The organism is Mesorhizobium sp. WSM4849 (genome assembly GCF_055811385.1).
Genome location: NZ_JBVVPW010000028.1, coordinates 78,106 through 95,776, shown reverse-complemented (window position 1 = coordinate 95,776; position 17,671 = coordinate 78,106). Strand labels below are relative to the sequence as shown.

General features: G+C 64.1%; 14 protein-coding genes. 2 read left to right on the top strand and 12 right to left on the bottom strand.

Translation table 11 applies throughout. The features are described 5' to 3' along the window. Positions 1-287: 287 nt before the first annotated feature. From AC0L3L_RS26945 to AC0L3L_RS26935, 3 genes are all read right to left on the bottom strand, one after another. Positions 288-1,592 carry a mechanosensitive ion channel family protein gene (locus AC0L3L_RS26945; RefSeq protein ID WP_473640010.1) on the bottom strand — a complete coding sequence of 435 codons (1,305 nt, stop codon included), beginning with the start codon at positions 1,590-1,592 and terminating at the stop codon, positions 288-290. Positions 1,593-2,005: 413 nt separating this feature from the next. Further along, positions 2,006-3,628, bottom strand: coding sequence for an ABC-F family ATP-binding cassette domain-containing protein (locus AC0L3L_RS26940; protein WP_473640004.1), 1,623 nt, complete (start codon positions 3,626-3,628; stop codon positions 2,006-2,008). A 305-nt stretch (positions 3,629-3,933) separates the two neighbouring features. Then, positions 3,934-4,194, bottom strand: a complete 261-nt coding sequence (locus AC0L3L_RS26935) for a hypothetical protein (RefSeq protein WP_473640002.1) — start codon at positions 4,192-4,194, stop codon at positions 3,934-3,936. Between the two features lie 279 nt (positions 4,195-4,473). Between AC0L3L_RS26935 and AC0L3L_RS26930 the strand changes: the two genes are divergently transcribed. Next, positions 4,474-4,803, top strand: a complete 330-nt coding sequence (locus tag AC0L3L_RS26930; RefSeq protein WP_473640000.1) for a hypothetical protein — start codon at positions 4,474-4,476, stop codon at positions 4,801-4,803. 154 nt (positions 4,804-4,957) lie between these two features. Here AC0L3L_RS26930 and AC0L3L_RS26925 read toward each other — a convergent pair whose 3' ends face one another. The 4 genes from AC0L3L_RS26925 to AC0L3L_RS26910 all read right to left on the bottom strand — a co-directional run bounded on the left by AC0L3L_RS26925 (position 4,958) and on the right by AC0L3L_RS26910 (position 10,220). Next, positions 4,958-5,380 carry a hypothetical protein gene (locus tag AC0L3L_RS26925; RefSeq protein WP_473639998.1) on the bottom strand — a complete coding sequence of 141 codons (423 nt, stop codon included), beginning with the start codon at positions 5,378-5,380 and terminating at the stop codon, positions 4,958-4,960. Positions 5,381-5,436: 56 nt separating this feature from the next. Beyond that, the gene (locus tag AC0L3L_RS26920; protein ID WP_473639997.1) at positions 5,437-7,452 is read right to left on the bottom strand and encodes an amidase; all 2,016 of its coding nucleotides are present in this window, start codon (positions 7,450-7,452) and stop codon (positions 5,437-5,439) included. A 26-nt stretch (positions 7,453-7,478) separates the two neighbouring features. Further along, positions 7,479-8,645 carry a tetratricopeptide repeat protein gene (locus tag AC0L3L_RS26915; RefSeq protein WP_473639995.1) on the bottom strand — a complete coding sequence of 389 codons (1,167 nt, stop codon included), beginning with the start codon at positions 8,643-8,645 and terminating at the stop codon, positions 7,479-7,481. An 81-nt stretch (positions 8,646-8,726) separates the two neighbouring features. Next, positions 8,727-10,220, bottom strand: a complete 1,494-nt coding sequence (locus tag AC0L3L_RS26910) for a WD40 repeat domain-containing protein (protein WP_473639993.1) — start codon at positions 10,218-10,220, stop codon at positions 8,727-8,729. A 228-nt stretch (positions 10,221-10,448) separates the two neighbouring features. Here AC0L3L_RS26910 and AC0L3L_RS26905 point away from each other — a divergent pair, with 228 nt between their 5' ends. After that, a complete protein-coding gene (locus AC0L3L_RS26905; RefSeq protein WP_473639991.1) occupies positions 10,449-10,913 on the top strand; it encodes a GFA family protein in 465 nt (154 codons plus the stop codon). Positions 10,914-11,370: 457 nt separating this feature from the next. Here AC0L3L_RS26905 and AC0L3L_RS26900 read toward each other — a convergent pair whose 3' ends face one another. The 5 genes from AC0L3L_RS26900 to ligD all read right to left on the bottom strand — a co-directional run bounded on the left by AC0L3L_RS26900 (position 11,371) and on the right by ligD (position 17,601). Beyond that, positions 11,371-12,141 (bottom strand): exodeoxyribonuclease III, encoded by a 771-nt coding sequence (locus tag AC0L3L_RS26900; protein WP_473639990.1) that lies wholly within the window; start codon positions 12,139-12,141, stop codon positions 11,371-11,373. A gap of 10 nt (positions 12,142-12,151) precedes the next feature. Further along, positions 12,152-12,790 (bottom strand): alpha/beta hydrolase family protein, encoded by a 639-nt coding sequence (locus AC0L3L_RS26895; protein WP_473639988.1) that lies wholly within the window; start codon positions 12,788-12,790, stop codon positions 12,152-12,154. Between the two features lie 232 nt (positions 12,791-13,022). After that, a complete protein-coding gene (locus AC0L3L_RS26890; RefSeq protein WP_473639986.1) occupies positions 13,023-14,114 on the bottom strand; it encodes a tetratricopeptide repeat protein in 1,092 nt (363 codons plus the stop codon). Beyond that, complete coding sequence (ku, locus tag AC0L3L_RS26885; RefSeq protein WP_473639984.1) at positions 14,111-15,025, bottom strand: non-homologous end joining protein Ku; 915 nt, start codon at positions 15,023-15,025, stop codon at positions 14,111-14,113. Before ku ends, AC0L3L_RS26890 begins: the two co-directional genes overlap by 4 nt. Positions 15,026-15,114: 89 nt before the next feature. Then, entirely contained in the window at positions 15,115-17,601 is a 2,487-nt protein-coding gene (gene ligD, locus AC0L3L_RS26880; protein WP_473639982.1) for a DNA ligase D, read from the bottom strand. Positions 17,602-17,671 lie beyond the last annotated feature (70 nt).

Below are 17,671 nucleotides of genomic sequence, written 5' to 3'. Positions count from 1 at the left end.
AGGCGACGAAAAAGCCAATCCGCCGCAGCAAGGATAACGCTCATGCCCTAAGTTAGCGCCTATGGGGCGCTGTCCCTACGACGTCTCTCAGCTTAGAACGTCCTTTGCGCGTTCAGAAAGACGCACACTCCAGGCTAACCGCGCACGAGCAAGGTTGGCGATCCTTCGCGCCCCCCTCTGCCCTGCCGGACGTTCGTCGTTCGGAAAGCCAAGCAATTGGCTTTCCGTCCGCTGCGCGGACCACTCCTCAACCCCCACAAGGGGCCACAAGGGGGAGATTGGCAGCATCAGCGTCCGCCTGATTTCTCAGCGCGTCCATCCGGCTTCATGATGATCTCGCGATGCGGATAGGGGATGTCTATGCCGTTTTCCCTAAAAGTGTCCCACAGCGCCAGCAGTACCCTGCCGCGCACGTTGGTCAGACCTTGCTGAGGGTCGTGGATCCAGAAGCGCAGGACGAAATTGAGCGAGGACTCGCCGAAGTCGGTGAGCCAGCAGACCGGCCGCCGGTCCGCTTCGACCCGGCCGACGCTCATGGCGGCCGCTATCGCCAGTTCGCTGACCTTATGTGGGTCGGCGTCGTAAGAGACCCCGAAATTGACGTCGAGCCGCACAAGGTTATCGCTGAACGACCAGTTGATGACCCTTTGGGTGATGAAGTCTTCGTTCGGGATCAGGAATTCGCGGCCGTCGCGCGTCACCACCGAGACGAACCGCGCCCGCAATTCGCGAACCCAGCCGAAAGTACCTTCGAGCGAAATGGTGTCGCCCGGCTTGATCGACTTGTCGAGCAGGATGATCATGCCGGAGACGAAATTTGAAACGACCTTTTGCAGTCCGAAAGCCAGGCCGACGCCGACGGCGCCGGAGAATATCGTCAGAGCCGTCAGGTCGAGACCGACGGAAGACAGGGCGATGGCACCCGCCACCAGCACAAGGCCGATCTTTGCGACCTTGCCGACGAGGACGCGGATCGAGGGTGTCAGCTCTTCGGAGATCCGGACGCGCTCATCGATATACTTGCCGACGACCACCGCAAGCCAAACCGTGGCGATCAGCAGCAGCGCCGCTTTCAGCACGATGAGCGCCGAAAGGCGAACCGCGCCCAACGGTATTGCCAGGCTGTCCAGGAAAGCCGCGGCGTCGTCATCGATGCCCAGGATGACAAGGGCCGCATAGATCCAGGTCAGCCAGGCGAGAGCCCGCGCAACGAGGCGGTTGCGGATGATGCGCGACAGCACCGACGCGAACAGCCACGCGAGGGATAACGAGAGCGCGATATAGATGAAATGGCTCCGGCTTGGCCAGGTGATGGCGCGCATGAGAATGAGCGCGGCAAGCAGGAAGACCGTGAACAGGATCCAGTCGGTGCGCCGCAACAGGGCAACCACGACCCTCAACAGTCCGGGATGCCCCTTGATCTGGCGTGCCCGGTCCTCCACGAGCGGTTCGATGCGCTGCGCCGCGAGCTTCGCGACCAGGAAGAGCACGACGATGATGGCAGCCTGATAGAAAAACCACGGCGTCACGGCGTAGTCGAACCATCGGCTGGCCCAGGCCAGCGATTCATCGAGGGCGTTGCGAAAATCCATTCCCACACGACCGTTATGGACTGGCGAACAGCCATCCACAATGTCGCCGGCCTCGTGAAGGGTCAAGCCGGCGATCGCCTTCAGCGCCCCCGCTCTGCACCTCCGCCTCGCAGTCCCGTCGCCTCTGGCCGGTGCGCTGGACATGTCAGCCGCCGCCACGGATGCCTTCTGGCGCCAGTTCCATCACCCGGTTTAAGCGCGCGGCCGGGAAGCGGCGGCCGGAAACTTCCACCGATTGGAAACAGCCGCTGGAAACCGCTAACGCATAACATTAGCTTGCTCTTATATTAGGTTGGGCGTATGTATCTAAATGGCCGGTGATCTACCCCCCAACCGGTTAGGCTCGGCGCCAGTCCCGCCCCCCTCAGGCCAACGACGCCGAGCCGCTCGGCCCCTGTTGCTCTCGCGGCAGCTTAGCTCCGTAACCCAGGCGCCTCCTGCCCCGTCCTCTCGACATACTCCGTATAGCCGCCGCCATAGGTGTGGATGCCCTCTGGCGTCAGTTCCAGCACGCGGTTCGACAGCGCCGCGAGAAAATGGCGGTCGTGCGAGACGAACAGCATGGTGCCCTCATACTGCGAAAGTGCTGTGATCAGCATTTCCTTGGTGGCGATGTCGAGGTGGTTGGTCGGCTCGTCCAGCACCAGCAGGTTGGGCGGGTCGAACAGCATCAGCGCCATCACCAGCCGCGCCTTCTCGCCGCCCGACAGCACCCGGCATTTCTTCTCGATCTCGTCGCCGGAAAAGCCGAAGCAGCCGGCCAGCGCGCGTAGCGGCGCCTGGCCTGCCTGCGGAAAGGCGTCCTCCAGCGTCTGGAACACGCTGCGCTCGCCCTCCAGCACTTCCATGGCGTGCTGGGCGAAATAGCCCATCCTGACGCTCGGGCCGCGCGCCACCGTGCCATCGTCCGGCTCGGAAGCGCCGGCCACCAGCTTCAACAGCGTCGACTTGCCGGCGCCGTTGATGCCCATCACGCACCACCGCTCGCGGCGGCGCACCTGGAAGTCCAGCCCCTCGTAGATCGAGCGGCTGCCATAGCCCTTGTGGACGTTCTTCAGCGTCACCACGTCTTCGCCGCAGCGCGGCGCCGGCTGGAAGTCGAACGACACTTTCTGGCGGCGCTTGGGCGGCTCGACGCGGTCGATCTTCTCCAGCTTCTTCACCCGGCTCTGCACCTGGGCGGCATGCGAGGCGCGCGCCTTGAAGCGCTCGATGAAGGCGATTTCCTTGGCCAGCATCGCCTGCTGGCGCTCGAACTGCGCCTGCTGCTGCCGGTCGGCGATCGCCCGCTGCTGCTGGTAGAATTCATAGTTGCCGGAGTAAGCGGTCAGCGAGCCGCCATCGATCTCGACCACCTTGTTGACGATGCGGTTCATGAACTCGCGGTCGTGCGAGGTCATCAGCAGCGCGCCGTCGTAATTTTTCAGGACCTGCTCCAGCCAGATCAGGCTTTCCAGGTCGAGATGGTTGCTCGGCTCGTCGAGCAGCATGGCGTCGGGCCGCATCAGCAGGATCCTGGCCAGCGCCACGCGCATCTTCCAGCCGCCGGAAAGTTTTGCGACGTCGCCGTCCATCATCTCCTGGCTGAAGCCGAGGCCGTCCAGAACCTCGCGGGCGCGGCCATCCAGCGCATAGCCGTCGAGTTCCTCGAACCGCGCCTGCAGGTCGCCGTAGCTGGCGATGATCGCCTCCATCTCATCGCCGCGATCGGGATCGCCCATGGCGGCTTCGAGTTCGCCCATCTCGGCCGCCACTTCGCTCACCGGCCCGGCGCCGTCCATCACTTCGGCTACCGCGCTGCGGCCCGCCATGTCGCCGACATCCTGGCTGAAATAGCCGATGGTGACGCCGCGATCGACGGCGACCTGGCCCTCGTCGGGCTGCTCCTCGCCGTTGATCATGCGAAACAGCGTCGTCTTGCCGGCGCCGTTGGGGCCGACCAGCCCGACCTTCTCGCCCTTCTGCAAGGAGGCGGAGGCCTCGATGAAGACGATCTGCCGTCCGTTCTGCTTGCTGATGCTTTCCAGTCGAATCATGCTTTTCACGCGTGCCCAAGGGATTTTCCCCGCGCCAATACGCGATAGGCCGCGCCTGCGGAAGCCCGCAAAGCAAGAGGTTGCGTGCCAAATTGTCCGAACCGGGCTGATATATATGGCTGGTTGGCTGACCCTGCGGGACGTCCAATGGACATTCCGGAACCGTCCGGTCTCGAACTGATGACCTTCGGTTCGGGTCACAGCTAGAGCGGATGCGTTCAAACTAAAACTGGCATCCCGCTCTATCTATTTGTTTTAGCCGCATTTCTACGGCGCCAAGTGATTCCACTTGGCTGCAAAACGCGCTAGAGCCGGGCACCAGCTCCATGGTCGAGCCAGGCAATACTCTCACAGGCAATACTCTCAGGGGGGTCAGCTCCTGCGGCTTCCGCGCCGGGCCTATAGGCCGCCCAGAGGAGGTAGACAAAATACCCAACCTGCAAAACGATCAAGGCAATGATCATCCCGCCGGTCGCCTTCCAGATTGAACCCGTTGCCCAATAAGTCGAAATCGCCACGACAGACGACATGGTGAGGATGCCCACCAGGAACCGCAGGAGTTTCATGAATTCCCAAAGCCGTCCCGGAACTTACAACAGTCGAGACGCCTTCTCCCTACCCCAACACTCGTTACCCAATAACCCGAAACCAGCATCTCATTATTTTAGGGGTGGCGCAAGTACCATGTCGAGTAACGGCTGCGCCGGTACAACTTTTGGTTTACAATTGGCTCCCGGTCCGGAAGGACCCGCTGATCGTTCCGTTTGAGGTTCGACCGAATAGCGGAACCTCAGATAGTGCCGGCAGTTTAGAAAGATGACCTCAAACACCGAAAGGAGGATGAGATGAAGACGCTTACCGCTATTTTGCTCGCCACCTCTATGATCGGCCTGAGCGCCGGCACGGCAAGCGCCACCTGCCATGAGACGACCGCATCGATAAAAGCTCAATCAGGCGTCGCAAAAGACGCAACGCGTGCGCCCCTCGAAACCGATGCGAATGCCGGCAACAGGGTAGAGGGCGGCCCGACCAACAAGACCGGCAACACCATGCCGCTTGCCAACCAGGAAGCCGGTGGCGATAAAAACCTTGCCACTTCGCAGCAGGATGTCGAGGCGCAGCAGGAGGGCGAGAAGACAGCGGCGGCCAAGGCCGACCCCTGCAAGCCGGATTGACGCGGAAAAGCCGGCAGCACAACGCCGCGCTGAATGCCGCCAATGGCGCCGAGATCAAGGCGGGCGAGCTGATAACTCTATTCAAGCCCGCCGCTTTGCTGTGCTTGGCGATGTAGGCTGCTGTCCAGCGAGCGTGGCGCCGTTTCTGGCCGATCTATCTGCGCAGCGAGCGCCGGAATTGCTCGTCGAGCCGCTGGAACTCGGCAAACAGCCTATCGCAGGCCCGGCGACCTGCTTCGCAGCGCATAGTCCGTTTTTGGCGCCAGTTGCCTTGCCAATCCCTGCTGAGGCGTCTGCACGTTATGGCGGGGTAGGCCTGTTCGGTGGGTCTTGTGAAACTCCACTGCGTCAGCTCGTCAGTAGAAACGAACAGTTCGAAGCGGGACGAAGCAGGAACCCGGCGCAGCGCTGGAGATGCCTTCACTCGCCTGATCAAATCAAGTGCGTCAGCACCGTGGAAACCGCACATCGTTGACGGCCCTTGTCCGTCGCGGTGAATGTCTTCGGCCAAGTTCTGAGCGTGCGCGTTGGCGTAGGTTGCGAGCATAATCGCGCCAATTACAAGAGATCTTCTCATCCGAGCATTCCTGTCGCCTGCTGTCTTCCGTCAGCATCTGTACTTGCAGCAGCCCCTCACCCAATCCCGCCTGTCACCGCGTAGGCGCCGGCGGCGCTCCCGTCCGCTAGCCGCACGACAGCAGTGACGATCGAGCCGTACGAGCCGCGCCAGACGCTGTGGATTCTCTCATGCTCTTTGGCCGGTACGACTGCACGCCCGGTGAAGTGCGCGCCGGTCCGCAGCATGCGAATGGGCTCGCCGTTGACATGGACTCTCACGCTGATCTCGGTTCCGGCCTCGCCATGCACATCAAGCGTGATGGTAATCTCGTCCTGATCATCCCCATGGCGCGTCTCGGCGGCAAGCGCGACGGTGAGCGGCGGCGCCTCGCCGGGCCGGCGGGCGGCAGGCCGGGCGAAAAAAACATCGTCGGGAAGTTCCGGCGTGCGCGGCGGGCGGGTGCGGCGCTGGCCAAAACGCTCGAAGTCGCCGGCCAGCCGCAGCAACCGGGTGTCGTCATATGCCTTGCCGGCGAAGGTGAGGCCGACCGGCATGCCGATATCGGCCGTCGTGCTCATCGGCACGGTGACGGTCGGAATACCGAGATGGCGCCACACCAGATTGCCGTTGGCGACCCAGGTGCCTTTGCGCCACGCGAGCGCTGCGGACCCCTCGTTGACATCCGCGTCGGCCGGTCCGACATCGGCGACCGCCGGGAACACCACCGCGTCGAGCCCTTGCGCGTCCAGCCAATCCTCGAAATCGACGCGCCGGGTCGCCTCCAGGCCTTTCAGGCCGGCCTCCAGCCCGGGGATATCAGTGAAGGGTGTCACGCCGCGCTTGGCCCGCTCGACATATTCCGCCAGATCGAAACTGTCCTCATAACGGTCCGGCAACGTGCCCGGCGGCTGCGGAAAGATTCTTGGGCCGTCGACCGAGGACAGATCGGGGATCGCGGGGTCGGCATTGCCGCGCAGAAAATCGTCCCATGCGAAAATGCTCAGATCCCATATCTCGCGCTCAGCGAATTCTTCCGGCACCAGCCGGCGATCGACCATGTTTTTTGTGCCCGGCCGGTCGCGCTCGTAGTTGGAGACGACAGGGAAATCGACCTCGACCACATCAGCGCCGAGCCGCCGCAGATCCGCTGCCGCCTGCTCCCACAGCTCCAGCACCGAGGCGCGGGTCTGGATCGGCACATCAGCCTCCATATCGCGGCCGATATACATGCGGGGCACGCCGAGCCGCACGCCTTGCAGCGCCCCCTCCAGCTCGAGCCCGGTGAAGCGCGGCGGCCGCACGGCCGAGCTCTTCGGCAACGCCACCCAGGGCTGCGCGCACCAGAAATCGCCGGAGGTGTCCGGGTCGTCGGCGACGATCACGTCGAGCAGTTCGAGCATATCTCGCACACTGCGCGTATGCGGCACCACCACGTCCATGGTCGGCACCAGCGGCCAGTTGCCGCGCACCGAAATGACACCGCGCGACGGCGTGTAGGCGACCAGCGCATTGTTCGACGCCGGCGCCCGGCCGGACGACCATGTCTCCTCGCCGAGCCCGAAGGCGGCGAAGCTGGCCGCGGTCGCGGTCCCGGAACCATTCGATGACCCCGACGCGAAGGCCGCGGTCAGGTATTCGGCATTGTAGGGGCTTTCCGCCCTTCCGTAGACGCCGCGCTGCATGCCGCCATTGGCCATCGGCGGCATGTTGGTCAGCCCGATCAGCACTGCGCCGCCGGCCCGCAGCCGCCCGATGGTGAAGGCGTCCTCGTTGGCGGTGAGATGCTCGAAGGCGGGCGAGCCGGCGGCCACCGTCAGGCCTGCTACCTTGTAGCTGTCCTTGGCGGTATAGGGGATGCCGTCCAGCGGCCCGAGGGTCGCACCATTCCTGCGGCGCCGGTCGGACGCGGCGGCCTCCTCGAACATTTTCGGATTGAGCACCGGAACGGCGTTGAGAGCGATGCCATGCCGGTCATACCTGGCGATCCTGCGCAGGCAGGCGCCGACCAGCTCGACGCTGGTGACGGTGCCGTCATCGAGCGCTTGCCGCAGCTGTTCAATCGACGCCTCGACGATGTGGAGATTGGTCACTTTAGGAAGCCAAACGTGATCTTCGCCTACAATGTCTTGGTGTCCAACAGACCGTCTTCCTTCATCATATCCAGATAGATCTGGACTGCGGGATGGCCATGGGACGAAGCCTTGAGCAGCCATTTGGCGGCTTCCTTGTAGTCCGGTTGTCCATCGATACCGCGATAATACAGCATCCCAAGACTGGCTTCGGCATCGACATTTCCCGTTTTCGCGGCGGCCAGCCACCAGGACTCGGCGGACTTGTCGTCTCTGGCGATGCCTTCACCGTTGGCATAGGCGTACGCCAAACCGAGTTGAGCATCGACATTTCCCTGCTTTGCGGCTTTGCTCCACCATGTGAATGCTTGGCCGTCGTCCTCGCCGACGCCTCTTCCTGTGCCGTAAAGTACACCAATATTGTATTGCGCTTCCGCAAGACCGCTGACTGCGGCCTTCATCCACCATTCGAATGCCAAATCGTCGTCCTGCGCCAGCCCTCGACCTTCATTATAGAGAATGCCAAGCAGATATTGGCCGGGCGCATCCCCGTTTTCCGCAGCCTTTCGCGCCCAGATGACGGCCAGCCGATCGTCCTGTTCAACGCCTTTGCCATAGTGAAAAGCCTGGCCGAGACCGCTGGCGGCCTCTATATTTCCTGCCACTGCAGCCTTGCGCCACCAGGAAACCGCTTGGAAGTCATCCTGAGCAACGCCTTCGCCTCTGGAATACAGAAGACCAAGCATGGATTGAGCAGCCGCATTCCCCTCGTCCGCTGCCTTTCGCGCCCACTTCACGGCAAGCTGATCATCCTTTTTGACGCCTTGGCCGAGATAGTATAGCCGGCCGAGAGCGAAGGCGGCTTCCATATTTCCTGCCTCGGCAGCCTTGCCGAACCAGTACACTGCCAGCCCGTCATTCTGGGCAACGCCGTGGCCCTGCCCATACATCAGACCAAGATCGAACTGGGCGACGGGATCGCCTGCCTCGGCCAAAACCGTCAACGGACCAAAGGCCTGGACATAGTTCTCGGCCAGCAGCGCGGTTTTCGCCTTATGCGCAGCCGACCAGAGGACATAGAAGTGGCGTGTCGGGAAAAACAGCACCGTGGCGGCCAGCGCAAGAAAAACCGCCGCGATAACCTTCCGACGATAGGGCCCGGGGGAACTGGCAAAGGATGCTGTCGCTACAACCAGTCCGTTTTCATTGTCCACGTGAGCTGATCCGTCCATCGCCATCAGCAATCATTAGCGCGGAGCTTTTCCTTGCGAAATATCCCTAGCTTGAAAATCTGTTCAATCTGGCGCTCCGGCGAAAAGAACCATGCCGTCTCCGCCGCCCGCCGGCCAGTCCCGGATGGTGCGGTCGTAGCCGCCGGTCAGCACTGTGCCGTCGGCGGCGAACGCCACGGCGTAGACCGGTCCGGACCGGCTGTCGAACAGCGCGGTCTCGCCGCCGGTTTCCATGTCCCACAGCCGTGCCGTACCGTCGAGCGAGCCCGACAGCAGCCGCTTGTCGTCGGCCGACAGCGCCAGCGCATAGACCGTGCCCAAATGGCCATCGAGGCGGCGGACTTCACGGCCGCTGTCGAGATCCCAGAGCTTGATCGTATAATCGCCGCTGCCGGTGATCAGATGGCGCCCGTCAGCCATGAACACGATCCCGTAGGGGCCGCGCTCATGCCCGTGCCAGCTGCGCAGCTGCTTGCCGGTGCCGATGTCCCATAGTTTTAGCGTGCCTTCGATACTGCCGCTGATCGCGCGTGTGCCGTCGGGCGAGACGGCGACCCCGCTGATCGACCAGTCGTGCCCCGGCATAACATGCAGCACCGAGCCTTTCTCGATATCCCAGACGATGACCCTGCCGGTGTCGTGCCCGCTGACGGCACGTCTGGCGTCCGGGCTGATCGCCAGCTTGTTGACGCCGCCGTTCTGCCCTGACGAGAAGACGTGCAGCACCGCGCCATCGACGAGCTGGCGCAGCACGATCTCGCCATCGTCGCCCGCCGTCAGCGCCCGCGCCCCATCGGGCAGGAAAAGCGCGGTACGCGCCATGTCCTTGTGGACGCCAAGGGTGCGGATCAGGCGCTTGCCGTCGATATCCCAGAGCTTGACCGTGCGGTCGGTACTGGCGCTTAGGATCGAGTGACCGTCGGGCGCTGCCGCCAGCCAGACCACTGCATCACGGTGGCCATCCGGTTGCGTCGGCTGCGGCGGCGGAGCCTGGGGCAACGGCGCGACGGTCTGCGGTGGCGCGGCCGGGGCTGGAGCAGGCTCCGGCGGTGAGACAGGTGGGGCCAGCGCGACCTCGGATGGCGAGGCAGGCGCTGGCGGCTGTATCGCTTCCGGCTCCGGGGCCGGTGCGCTGGTGACGTCTTGGCCTTGCGGCGCGCTCGGCACGACTTGCTCGGCGGTCATGCTTTTGCCGGCGTCCTGTGGCTGCCGCGACCAGGGGCCGAGCTGGTCGGCCACCAGAGCGAGCACGGCGAGGAACGGGACGACGGCGAAGAGCCGCCGCAGGCGTGGTCGTCCGCCGGGTTGCGTTTCGGCGCCCCTGCCGAACAGCGGCACCTTCGGATCGTGCGTCGATCGGCCCGGCAACAGGCCGGCCCAGAACAGCAGGGCTGCAAGGGCTGAGACAACGCCCGCTGTCCCGAAAAAAGCCAGGCGCACCGACGCGAAGCCTTCGCCGGCGCCCCCGCCGCCCAGCGCGAAATACACACGTGTGAAGCAGAGCATGCCGATCGCCAGCAGCAGCATTGCGAGCAGCCTGTCGACAAACCTGTTCATCGGGCTCCCCCTCGGGCCGCTGTTCGCTTTGCCCGCAATGATGCCGGTCGGCGTCGGGCTTGTCGATGCCCCGGTTCAATTCCGCAGATTGCCAGCGAACAGCAGCGCAAAAACGCTCGCCTGCGCCAAAGCGCTGGATGTGCCTGGGACACTCTCGGTCGCCGCAATGTTGCCCGCTCGTGCGCTAGAATCGCTCGGCAGGGGCTCAAGACCGATCGAGGCCAAGTGATGGATGAGTGGAAATTGCCTTGGGAAGGCGGCTGCCTGTGCGGCGGGATACGCTTCCGGATAAGCGCACCGCCCTTGCTGACAATGGCCTGTCATTGCACCGGCTGCCAGAAGCTGAGCGCGAGCGCTTATTCCCTGACCATGGCCGTGCCAAGCGAAGGCTTGACCGTTACGCAGGGCGAGCCGGTGGTCGGTGGCATGCATGGGCCGCACCGGCAACTCTACTGCCCGCATTGCAAGAACTGGATGATCACGCAGCCGCACGGCCTGGACTTCTTCGTCAATGTTCGCGCAACAATGCTCGACGAGCACCATTGGTACGTGCCCTTCGTCGAGGTTTTCACGTCGGAAAGGCTGCCCTGGGCAACGACCGCCGCCAGCCACAGCTTCGCCGCCCAACCCAACCTTGAGGGGTATGCGCCTTTGATCGAGGCCTTCGCACGCGAAGGAGCGCGACCAATGTGACTGGTTGCGAGTATGGCTGGCGAAAGCGATGGCGACCTGCAATCTCCCCCCTCGTGGGGGAGATGTCCGGCAGGACAGAGGGGGGCGCTGTCCCGCCGGCTTTCAACCAACGCGACTGCGCCCCTATGTCACCCGATGAACCGGCTGGCGATCCTACGCGCCCCCTTTGCCCTGCCGGGCGTCTCCGCCCTCGTGGCAGGGGCTTATCGCAGGTGGAAAGCCGAGGCTTTCGCTCTACGATGGACCCCCCACCCCTACCCCTCCCCACAAGGGGGAGGGAGACTTCCGTTGGCACTGACCTCGGCAAATCGCCTGCCTTTCAGCGCCAAAGGGAATGTGAAAGCGCGCGGCAGCGTTCCCTCCCCCTTGTGGGGAGGGTTAGGGTGGGGGGTCCATCTTCGCAAGAATCCAAATGCGGTTGCCCTGCCCCACAAGGGGGGAGATTGGCTCTCCACCCTCACCGCAATTCCACCCACACAGGGGCATGGTCGCTGGCGCCGGTCTCGCCGCGCACGTTGCGGTCGATGCCGGCCGCGGTCAGCCGGCGCGCCAGTTTCTTGCTGATCAATAGATGATCGAGCCGCAGGCCGGCGTCGCGCGGCCAGCGGTTGCGGCGATAATCCCAGAATGTATAGAGCGTTTCCTTCGGGTGTTTCTTGCGCAGCGCGTCGGTCCAGCCCTGGTCGAGCAGTGCTGCGAAAGCGGCGCGGCTTTCCGGCTGCACCAGCGCATTGTCGTCATAGGAGCGGGTCGGGTAGATGTCGCGCGGCTCGGGCACGATGTTGTAGTCGCCGGCCAGCACCACCGGCAGGCCGGTGTCGAAAAGTTCCGCCGCATGCGCGTTCAGGCGCTCATGCCACGCCAGCTTGTACTGGAATTTCGGACCGGGCTGCGGGTTGCCGTTCGGCGCATAGAGGCAGGCGACGACGATGCCGTTGACCGCCGCCTCGATATAGCGGGCCTGGTTATCGCTGTCGTCGCCGGGCAGCGCCTCGCGGGTCAGAACGGGTTCTGAACCCCGCGCCAGTACGGCGACGCCGTTCCAGGTCGGCTGCCCCACCCAAACCGCGCCATAGCCGGCCGCCGCGAGTGCCGTGCGCGGAAACTGCGTCTGCCTCGCCTTCAGCTCCTGCAGGCAGACGATGTCGGGCTTGGCGACAGTCAGCCAGGTGAGCAGGTTTTGCAGCCGGCCGTTGATGTTGTTGATGTTGAAGGTGGCGATCTTCATCGGGCAGAAATCAGAGCCGGCCCGCCCACGCCTTCACCGCATCAGCGAGTGTCTTCAGATGATCGGCAGTGGAGAAGCCGGAGATGCTCCTGCGCGGCTTCAAATCGTGGTCGCCATCCTCCAGCCAAAGGATTTCGATGCGGTCGGAAAGGTCGTAGGTCGCTACCTCGTCCCTGGTCCCGAACTCATCGCGCGTGCCCTGGAAGATCAATGTCGGCGTCCTGAGATCGGCGAGGTGTTTTGTCCGAAGCTGCGTCGGTTTCGCCGGCGGATGGAAGGGATAGCCCAGACAAAGCAGCCCTGAAATCTCACCCTTCGAAAACATCTCGTCGGCGATCATCGAGGCAACGCGGCCGCCCATCGACTTGCCGCCGATGATGAGCGTTCCCTTCACGCCCTTCGCCCTGAGGTCGGCGATCGCCTTGATGTATTCGGGATTCACCGTCTCGGCGCGCGGCGGCGGCTTGCGATGACCGTAGCGGCGGGCCGCCATGTAGTGGAATTCAAAGCGCGCAACGCGGAAGCCGGCTTCGGCCAGCGCTTTTGCCGTGGCATTCATCGAGGCCGAGTCCATCGGCGCCCCGGCGCCATGCGCGAGCAGGACGGTGATGGCGGCGGTTTCGGGGCCGTCGAAGAGGAATGTGGTCATCACAGGGTGCCTCGCAGATGAAGGTCGAGTTCCTTCGCGCCCCCCTCTGGCCTGCCGGCCATCTCCCCCTCAAGGGGGGAGATTAGCAGCTTCGTCTCCCCGCCCACTCCCCAACGGTGGTAGTTGGCGAAACCGTCGGTGACAGCCAATCTCCCCCCTTGAGGGGGAGATGCCAAGTGGTGGCAAAGAGGGCAGGACAGAGGGGGGTGTTCAAGCGCGACCAAACGAGCCCTCACCCTGCCGACATCCGCGCCAGTTGCAAATCGACGAACTGAATGCCCCTGGCCGCCATGCGCGCCCATTCGGAGCCGGCGTCGAGCTCGAGATAGCGCGACCAGTGGCGGCGCGCCTCGGCAAGGTTGCCGGCGTCGAACTCCAGCCGTGCCAGGTTGAACAGCGCATCGGCATAATTGGCATCGAGCGCGATCGCCTTCTGCAGATGCCGGCGCGCCGAAGCGTCGCGGCCCTCATCGCTCATCAGCCCGGCCAGATTGAACCAGGCCTCGACAAAGCCGGGGTCACACTTGATGGCGCGGGCATAGTCGTGCGCCGCCTCGACCGCATGGCCTGAGGCGCGCAGGCAGTTGGCGCGGTTGAAGGCGGCGATGGCGTCGGTCGGGTCGATGGCGAGGCAGCGCTGATAGAGCGCCGCCGCATGTTCGTGGTCTTCAGCCTCTTCCGCCGCTTCGGCGTCGGCGAACAGGTCTTCCAGCGTGTCGTCATCGGGCGACCCCAAGTCGAACAGCAGCTGGCCGTCGAGTTCGCTCTGCCCGCCCTCGAGGTAGATCGCATTCGCGCGCCCGTGCTGCGAGCCGACATTGAGCGACTTGGCGGTGAGCGAGCCGACCGGACCGGAGCGGTGCACCGAACGCGCAATCGCCCCCCACGAGGCGCCGCCGGCAACAAGCCCGGCATATTTGCGGGCCAGGATCAGGTCGCGAAACGAATAGGGTTCGCAATCATGCTCGAAAGCATCGAACAGCGACAACAGGTCGAGGGCGGGCGCAGCCAGCCGCGACTGGTCGAGAAGCGATTGCCGCGACAGGGCCGAAGCCTCCGGCGCCTTCATCAGCCCGAGCAGGCGCAAAAAACCGTTTTCGCTGATGAGCTTGCGGCCGGCCGTTCGCTCGGCCGCGACGCGGCGCTCGATCTCGGCCTCCCCTTTGGTGAGATACAAGCGGCCGAACACGACATGGCTGGTGCGCCTGTTAACGCCGCGCCACAATTGGCCCTGCCGGCGCTCGACTTCACGCGCGGCCAGCCTGAGCGGGAACGCCGCCAGCGCGCCGATGGTGCCGAAGACGTTGCCGGCGAGAGCCGTCACGCCTTGCTCTTGCCGACGGCCTTGAGGAGGTTGGCCTTAAGCGGATTTTCCTTGGCCGCGCCGGCGGCAGCCTTGGCGGATTTCGCTGCAGGCTTGGCTGCCTCATCGGCCTTGCTCTTGCTCTTGGCCGGCGGCTTGGCCGACTGCGACAGGCTGGCCTTCAGCGCATCCATCAGATTGATCACATTGCCGCGCTCGGGGGCGGCGGCGATGATCGGCTTGTGACCCTTGAGCTTCTCGCGGATCATCGCCATCAGCGCGATCTCGTAGCGGTCCTCGTAGTTCTTCGGATCGAAGGTGGTTTCCTTCTGCTTGATCAGCGCTTCGGCGAGCTGCAGCATTTCGGGGTCGGGCTTGCCGGCCGGGATGTTGCCGAAATATTCAGCCGTGCCGCGCACTTCGTTCGGGTTCCTCAAGGTGCAGACGAACATGCCGTTCTTGCGCGCGCCGATCGTCACCACGCGCTCGCGGCTGGACAGCACCAGCCGCGCTATCGCCAGCTTGCCGGACTTGCGCATGGCTTCGCGCAGCACCGCGAAGGTTTCCTCGGCCATGGCGCCATCGGGCGCCAGGTAATAGGGCGCGTCCTGGTAGATGACGTCGACCGAACGCTCGTCGACGAAGGCCTCGATGTTCATCGTGTGGTTGGATTCGATGCGCACCGCCTCGAGGTCGGCATCGTCGATGATGATGTACTGCTTGTCCTCGTATTCGTAGCCCTTGACCAGATCCGAGCGCTCGACCAGCCCGAGTTCGGGGTCGACCGGCTTCATGTTGATGCGGTTGTGGGTGTCCTTGTGCAGCTGATTGAAGCTGATCCGCTCGCTGGCACTCGTCGCCGGATACAGCCGGACCGGGCAGCTGACGAGGCTGAGCTTGAGGTAACCTTTCCAACTTGCCCTGGGCGCCATGAAACTCTCCTACGCGGCCGTGCACTGTCGAACTTTTCGCAGCGCTTCGTCCAAAGGACGAACGGCGCTGCGCAAAACCTACATCGCCCTCACAATACCGGCAAATCCCTAGCGAAATCTTCCATGTCGGCCCAGGGATCGCCGGAGGTGGCCAGAAGGCCCGGCAGCGAAGAATAATTCAAATCTTCCGGAGCGTCGATGGATTCCAGATCGGACCAGCTCACCGGCGTCGAGGCCGGCAGGTTGGTGCGGGCGCGCAGCGAGTAAGGTGCCGCCGAGGTGTGGCCGCGCGCATTGCGGTGATAATCGATGAAGATGCGCCGCTTGCGGTTGTCCTTGCCCATGGTGGTGGTGAAGGTGTCGGGCGCCGTGGCGGCCAACGCCGAGGAGATGGCGCTGGTCGCCTGGTGCAGTTTCTTCCAGTTCTGTTTTTGCGTCACCGGCACTGATATGTGGATGCCCTTGCCGCCCGAGGTTTTCGCGAACGGCACCAGCCCCAAAGCCTCGAGCCCGGCGCGGATATGCACCGCCGCCTCGACCACCTCACGCCAGCTAATCCCCTCGCCCGGGTCGAGGTCGAAGACGATCAGGTCCGGTCTGTCGAGCCGCGTGCGGTGGGTGCCCCAGGTGTGGAACTCGACGACGCCGAACTGCGCCAGCGCCAGATAGCCCTTGGCGTCCTCGACCGACAGATAGGATTTGGTCTCGCCCTCGGAATTGGTCGCCTCGAAGGTCGCCACCGATGAAGGCATGCCGGTGAAGGCATGGCGCTGGAAGAAGCAGTCCTGCGGCCTGCCTGTCGGGCAGCGCACCAGCGACACCGGGCGGCCGAGGATGTGCGGCAGCATGAAATCGCCGACCAGCGCGTAGTAGACGGCGATGTCGAGCTTGGTCGGTCCGGTCTTGCCGAACAGCCGCCGCGTCGGGTTGGTCACCCAGATCGTTGCGAGGTCGGCTTCGGCGATCAGCCGCTTGCGCTTGGCCGACACCGGCGTCGACAGGCCGACGTCGCGCAGTCCGCGGAACACCGCATGGCGCAGCGCATTATCGGCAGTCCGGTTGGCATAGTGGATATGGGCCGAAAGCAGCGGCCGCACCCAGTTCATCTCGCGCAAGATCTCGCGCGGAACCCCTTCGGGTGCAGACGCGCCGGCGCGCAAGGGCTCCAGCCGGGCCAGCAAGTCGGTGGCGGTAGCGGCATCGAAGCCGGTGCCGACCTTGCCGCGATAGTGCAGTTCGCCATCCTCGAATTCGCCGAGCCCGAGTGCGGCCAGTCCCTCGGCTGCATCGGAGGTGGTGTAGCCGGCGATGACGAAGTCGCCGGTCTTCAGCGCCTTGATCTTGGTCCAGGTCTTGGTGCGGCCGCTCTGGTAGATTGCCGTGGCGCGCTTGGAGACGACGCCTTCCAGTCCCATCTCGGAAGCCTGGTCGTAGAGCGCCTGGCCATCGCCTTCGACGTGGTCTGAGAACTGAATGGCGGAGTTGGCGGCCAAACCGGACAGCAATTGCGACAGCAGCGCCTTGCGCCGGCCGAGCGGCGCTTTTCTCAGGTCCCAGCCGTCGAGATGCAAGAGATCGAAGGCGTAGAAGTGGAGCTTGTTGCCGCCGCCTTCGGCCAGCGCGTCCTGCAAAAGAGCGAAGCGGCTGATGCCCTTGGCGTCGAGCACGACGATCTCGCCGTCGATGACAGCCTCACGGCATGGCAGCCTGGCGAAGGCATGCGGCAGGTCGCCATAGCGCCTGGTCCAGTCGAGGCCGGCGCGTGTGATCAGCCGCACCTCGCCCTCAGCCAGATGCGCCATGGTGCGATAGCCGTCGAACTTGATTTCGTGCAGCCAGACTTCGCCCGTGCGGCTCGCGGGGGCATCGCCGCCCGGCGGCTTCGCCACGGTCGTCGCCAGTTGCGGCTCGATGCGGGTGGGCGGCGGCACCTTGATCGCACCCGGCAGCGCACCGGGTTTCAGCACCACCGGCTTGGCAGGTTTGGGGGCTGGCTTCGGGGTTGCCACCAGTTCCTCGATGCGGCGGCCGGATTTGACGCTTTCCGGCCGGGCTTCCAGTATGTCGAGCCTGGCGTCGGCGGCGAGGTCGCGCTCCTTGAACAGCAGCCAGTTCTTTTTGCCCTCATCCTCGCCGGGCTTCGGTTTCAGCCTGGTCAGCATCCAGCCGCCATTCAGCTTCTCGCCGGCGAGACGGAACTTGAAGGAACCGGTGCGCAGGCTCTTTTCGACATCGTCCATCGGTGCCCAGACGCCGGTGTCCCAGACGATCATCGGCCCGCCGCCATATTCGCCCTCGGGAATGACGCCTTCGAAGTCGATATATTCGAGCGGGTGGTCCTCAGTCTCGACCGCCAGCCGCTTGTCGGCGGGATTGAGCGACGGGCCGCGAGGCACCGCCCAGCTCTTCAGCACGTCGCCGACTTGCAGGCGAAGGTCGTAGTGGTCGGCGGTGGCGTGATGCTTGTGCACGACGAAGCGGTTGCCTTCTCCGGCAACCAGATCGCCGACGGGTTCCGGCGTCTTGCTGAATTCGCGCTTGGCGCGATAGGCCCTGAGTTTGGCGGGAGCTGGCATGTCAAAGACCGAAGCGCGCGGCAGTCAGGAACCAACGTCTCATTCCTTCGCGCCCCCCCTCTGTCCTGCC